Source organism: Erwinia sp. OLFS4 (genome assembly GCF_002752165.1).
GTDB lineage: Bacteria > Pseudomonadota > Gammaproteobacteria > Enterobacterales > Enterobacteriaceae > Izhakiella.
The window spans coordinates 1-4,904 of the sequence record NZ_MOMB01000084.1; the positions used below are offsets into that span (position 1 = coordinate 1).

The 4,904-nt window shown below is 49.4% G+C and carries 5 protein-coding genes and 1 rRNA gene; 1 reads left to right on the top strand and 5 read right to left on the bottom strand.

The features are described 5' to 3' along the window. The first annotated feature begins 9 nt into the window (after positions 1-9). Positions 10-125: ribosomal RNA gene (rrf, locus tag BL249_RS18435) — 5S ribosomal RNA — on the top strand. A 170-nt stretch (positions 126-295) separates the two neighbouring features. Here rrf and BL249_RS18440 read toward each other — a convergent pair. The 5 genes from BL249_RS18440 to BL249_RS18460 all read right to left on the bottom strand — a co-directional run. Then, entirely contained in the window at positions 296-1,054 is a 759-nt protein-coding gene (locus BL249_RS18440; RefSeq protein ID WP_099707606.1) for an amino acid ABC transporter ATP-binding protein, read from the bottom strand. Positions 1,055-1,062: 8 nt separating this feature from the next. Next, on the bottom strand, positions 1,063-2,157 hold the full coding sequence (locus BL249_RS18445; RefSeq protein WP_099707607.1) for an amino acid ABC transporter permease: 1,095 nt from the start codon (positions 2,155-2,157) through the stop codon (positions 1,063-1,065). A 14-nt stretch (positions 2,158-2,171) separates the two neighbouring features. Continuing rightward, complete coding sequence (locus BL249_RS18450; RefSeq protein ID WP_099707608.1) at positions 2,172-3,350, bottom strand: amino acid ABC transporter permease; 1,179 nt, start codon at positions 3,348-3,350, stop codon at positions 2,172-2,174. Positions 3,351-3,416: 66 nt separating this feature from the next. Continuing rightward, positions 3,417-4,442: an amino acid ABC transporter substrate-binding protein gene (locus tag BL249_RS18455; RefSeq protein ID WP_099707609.1), complete on the bottom strand. Its 1,026-nt coding sequence runs from the start codon at positions 4,440-4,442 to the stop codon at positions 3,417-3,419. Positions 4,443-4,740: 298 nt separating this feature from the next. Beyond that, on the bottom strand, positions 4,741-4,904 hold a 164-nt coding region (locus tag BL249_RS18460), incomplete at its 5' end, for an IS1 family transposase (RefSeq protein WP_241898819.1).

A 4,904-nucleotide genomic window follows, 5' to 3' on the forward strand; every position in this document is an offset into this window, starting at 1 on the left:
AAGAATTTGCCTGGCGGCTTTAGCGCGGTGGTCCCACCTGACCCCATGCCGAACTCAGAAGTGAAACGCCGTAGCGCCGATGGTAGTGTGGGGTCTCCCCATGCGAGAGTAGGGAACTGCCAGGCATTAAATAAAACGAACAAGCCCCGTGCGCAAGCATGGGGCTTTTTTGTTGGGGTAAATTAATTGGCGATGTCGCAGGGCTGGCAAGGGTAACCCTGCGGAATAAACGGACATAAACCAGGAACCGGTTCGAAAAAGCAGGCGCCGGTACGCCCGGTTTTTCCGGACGGTGTTAATGGATAACCTGGGCCAGAAATGAGCGCGTCCGATCAGATTTAGGGTGCGCAAAAAACTCATCAGGCGCCGCCTGTTCTACTATCTCGCCCCGATCCATAAATATGACCCGGTCGGCCACGGTACGGGCAAAACCCATTTCATGGGTGACGCAAACCATGGTCATCCCATCATCTGCAAGGCCAATCATGGTATCCAGAACTTCTTTTACCATTTCAGGGTCCAGGGCTGAAGTCGGTTCATCAAATAACATAATCTTTGGTTTCATACATAACGAACGGGCAATGGCGACACGCTGCTGCTGTCCGCCCGATAGCTGACCGGGAAATTTATGGGCGTGTTCAGCGATCCGTACACGCTGAAGATAATGCATGGCCAGTTCTTCAGCCTCTTTTTTTGTATTTTTGCGCACCCAGATAGGGGCCAGCGTGCAATTTTGCAGTACGGTCAAATGTGGGAACAGATTAAAATGTTGAAAGACCATGCCTACTTCAGTGCGTATTTTTTCAATATTACGCAGGTCGTTATTGAGCGGAATGCCATCAACCACAATACGTCCCTGCTGATGTTCTTCGAGATGATTAATACAGCGGATAGTGGTTGATTTACCTGAGCCTGAAGGACCGCAGAGCACAATACGCTCCTGGGCTCTTACCGAAAGATTGATATCTTTCAGTACGTGAAATTGTCCGTACCATTTATTCACGTTTTCGAGTGTGATCATCGCATCAAAAGATGGGGGAGTCAGTTGCGTCATAGAATACCTCAGTGCGATTTACGCCCGGTGTGAAAGCGCCTTTCCAGATACTGGCTGTAGCGCGACATGCTGAAACAAAAAGTCCAGTAAACCACTGCAGCAAACACATAGCCTTCCGTCGACATGCCAAGCCAGGCAGGATCTACCGTTGCTTGCTGCACGCTGCTAAACAGGTCGAACAATCCGATAATGATCACCAGACTGGTGTCTTTGAACAGTGCGATAATGGTATTCACCAGCCCGGGAATGGTCAGTTTCAACGCCTGCGGCAAAATCACCAGTAGCTGGGTTTTCCAGTAGCTTAAGGCCAGTGATCTAGCTGCTTCATATTGCCCTTTAGGCAGGGCCTGCAATCCACCGCGGACAACTTCAGCAACGTAGGCTGACTGAAACATGACCACGCCGACCAGTGCGCGAATAAGCTTGTCGATACTGGTGCCTTCTGACATAAACAGCGGCAGCATGACTGAGGACATAAACAGTACGGTAATCAGGGGGACACCGCGCCAGAACTCAATAAAAATTGTCGACAGTGTGCGTACCACCGGCATATGCGATCGGCGTGCCAGCGCTAACAAGATGCCGAGTGGTAGCGCACCGGCAATGCCAACTGCGGCGATAATCAGCGTCAGCGTCAGGCCACCCCACTGACGGGTTTCAACCCGTTCAAGACCGAAGAAGCCACCATACAGCAGCAGCCAGACGGCGATGGGATAGAGCAGCGCCCAGCAGGCAATATAGCGTCCGCGCTGAGGTATTGCTTTGATAAACATGGGTAAGATGCTGATTAAGCCGATGAGCAACGCCAGATTAACTCGCCAGCGCAGCGGATGTGGATAAAGTCCATACATGAACTGCCCAAAGCGCTGATGAATAAAAACCCAGCAGGCCCCGGCTTTGGTGCAGTCAGCGCGGGTTTCACCTACCCAGTTAGCCTGAAAAATTAGCCAGTTAAGTGCCGGTGGAACCACTGTTCCAATCAGCCACAGGCAGATTAGCGTCAGCAGGGTGTTCCCCCAGCTGGAGAACAGATTATTGCGTACCCAGTAAAGCAAGCGCTTAAAGGGGGCAGCAGACGACGTTTCATTGGTAAAAATTGACATCGGTTCTGTCCCTCTTAACGCTCGATCAGGGCGATTTTGCGGTTATAGATATTCATCAGAAGCGAAATGCTCAGGCTGATAACCAGATAAACTGCCATTGTAATCGCTATAGTTTCAATAGCTTGCCCGGTTTGGTTTAATACTGTACCGGCAAACAGTGACACCATGTCCGGATAGCCGATAGCGGCTGCAAGTGAAGAGTTTTTAACAATGTTCAGATACTGACTGGTTAGCGGTGGAATAATCACGCGCATCGCCTGCGGAATGATAACCTGACGCAGTGTGACCGGATTTGGCAGGCCCAGAGAACGTGCGGCTTCACTTTGACCATGTGGAACTGACTGAATGCCGGAGCGAATCACCTCGGCAATGAAAGTCGAAGTATAGACCGACAGCGCGATAGTCAGGGCGGCCAGCTCAGGTATCAGGGCAAAACCACCGCGAAAGTTAAAACCACGCAATGTCGGAATATCCCAGTGAGTGGCGGCACCCGATAGCAGATGAGCGATTGCCGGAAAGATGATAAACATCGCTAGTATCCAGGGCCAGCTACGGTGTAAACGGCCAGTTTTCAGCTGACGACCCCGGTTATAGCGAAACAGTCCGACTGCGCTTGCCAGTGCAACGACGAGGGCAATAAGAAAAGGGAGCGTTCCCGCAGTATATTCAGGCCAGGGTATGTACAATCCGCGGTTACTGATAAAAGCCAGCTCAAAGGCGCTCAGTGCCTGGCGTGGGCCTGGGAGATTGCGCAATACGGCAAAATACCAAAAGAATATCTGTAACAAGGGTGGAATATTACGAAAAATTTCAATGTAAACCGTCGATAGTTTCCGCAGTAACCAGTTGTCTGAAAGGCGTGACAGGCCAACAATAAAGCCAAGGATAGAGGCAAATATGATGCACAGCGCTGATACCAGTAGCGTATTCGTCAGGCCGACCAGGAAAACACGTGCGTAAGTATCTCCTTCACTGTAATCAATTAAATGCTGAACAATGCCAAAACCGGCGCTGCGCTGTAAAAAGCCAAAGCCGGAAGTGATACCACGATTATCAAGATTAATAATCGTATTATGGATGAGATATGCCAGCGCCACGACAACACTTATGATGGCTATAACCTGAAATACCCAGGCTCGCACGACAGGATTTCTAAAAGAAAAATCCCTTTTGTCGGTTGGGTGTTGTGACATGTTAAAACCTCGGTTGCAGAGAGTAATCAGGAGCGCGCTTAGCGCTCCTGAAGGACCTGTAAGGAATTAACGAACGGGTGGCGCGTACTGAATTCCACCTTTGTTCCACAGGGCATTTTGTCCACGTGCGATGCCTAATGGACTGCCTTTACCCACGTTACGCTCGAAGCTTTCCTGGTAGTTACCGACTTGTTTAATGATGTTATATGCCCATTTATTACTGAGTTTTAAATCTTTACCGAAATCACCCTCACTGCCCAGTAAATGTGCCATATCGGGTGTCGTCGGTTTTGCTGCCAGCTGATCGACATTTTTAGAGGTTATGCCCATTTCTTCGGCATTTAACATCGCAAACAATGACCATTTGACGATGGTGAACCAGTCATCATCGCCACGACGAACCACCGGGCCCAGTGGTTCTTTGGAGATCACCTCTGGTAACACGATGAAATCATCGGGTTTACCAAGCTTGATGCGCAGAGCATAAAGTTGTGATTGATCTGAGGCCAGCGTATCGCAACGCCCGGTATCGAGTGCTTTCGCTGATTCATCAGAACGGTCAAATGTGACCGGCGTGTACTGCATTTTGTTGGCTTTGAAGTAATCGGCCACGTTCAGTTCGGTATCTGTACCAGCCTGGATACAGACTGTTGCACCGTCGAGTTCTTTGGCGCTTTTCAGCCCGGCTTTTTTATGGGTCAGAAAGCCGATGCCATCGTAGTAGTTTACGCCAGCAAACAGAAAGCCCATGCCACCATCACGTGACGACGTCCAGGTCGTGTTGCGTGACAGGATATCCACTTCGCCCGATTGCAGTGCGGTAAAGCGCTCTTTGGCGGTTAGCGGCGTATACTTCACTTTGGTGTCATCGCCAAACACCGCAGCGGCGGCGGCACGACAAACGTCGACATCAATACCGGTAAACTTGCCATTTGCATCGGCGTAAGAAAAACCCGGCAGACCGTCGCTGATGCCGCACTGGATAAAGCCTTTTTTCTTGATCGCGTCCAATGTCTGGCCTGCATATGCCTGATTAACAACTAAAAAAAGCGTGGCGGCCGTTATCAGAGTGGTAAGCGTGATTTTTTTCATAAGCATCCTGTGTGGCAGAATTATATTGTTATCGGGGTGCACTGCGGTGCACTTTTCCTGTCTGTGGCATGTACCATTCACGACACTGCAAAGCCTATGCCAACATCGCAGTAAGCTGAATTTCCTGACATTATTCATCATTGATGAGCTACCTTTTGAAGGATGACCTCATATTGCGCACCAAAAAAACGCAAAACAATATTGCTGATCACAATTGATGCAAGAGGAGAGATTCACGTTAAAAATTTGTGATAAAAATGGCGTTGATGGCAGTAGTCATCTTTGGTGATGCCTCCAATTAGTAGAACATGTGTTTCTCGATAAACGCTCCAATGACTTTTTCGTGGATCTCAACTGAGCGCGAAAAGCAGATTGTTTTACGAGCCAACCGTTTAATGCGGGTGCGGAGCGTCAGGTTATTACGTTCAATGCGTTGGGTGAAAATTTTGCCCGTCAGATGCT

Coding starts and splice junctions, on each gene's coding strand:
- BL249_RS18440 (WP_099707606.1), bottom strand. CDS start 1,054: ATGACGCAACTGACTCCCCCATCTTTTGATGCGATGATCACACTCGAA.
- BL249_RS18445 (WP_099707607.1), bottom strand. CDS start 2,157: ATGTCAATTTTTACCAATGAAACGTCGTCTGCTGCCCCCTTTAAGCGC.
- BL249_RS18450 (WP_099707608.1), bottom strand. CDS start 3,350: ATGTCACAACACCCAACCGACAAAAGGGATTTTTCTTTTAGAAATCCT.
- BL249_RS18455 (WP_099707609.1), bottom strand. CDS start 4,442: ATGAAAAAAATCACGCTTACCACTCTGATAACGGCCGCCACGCTTTTT.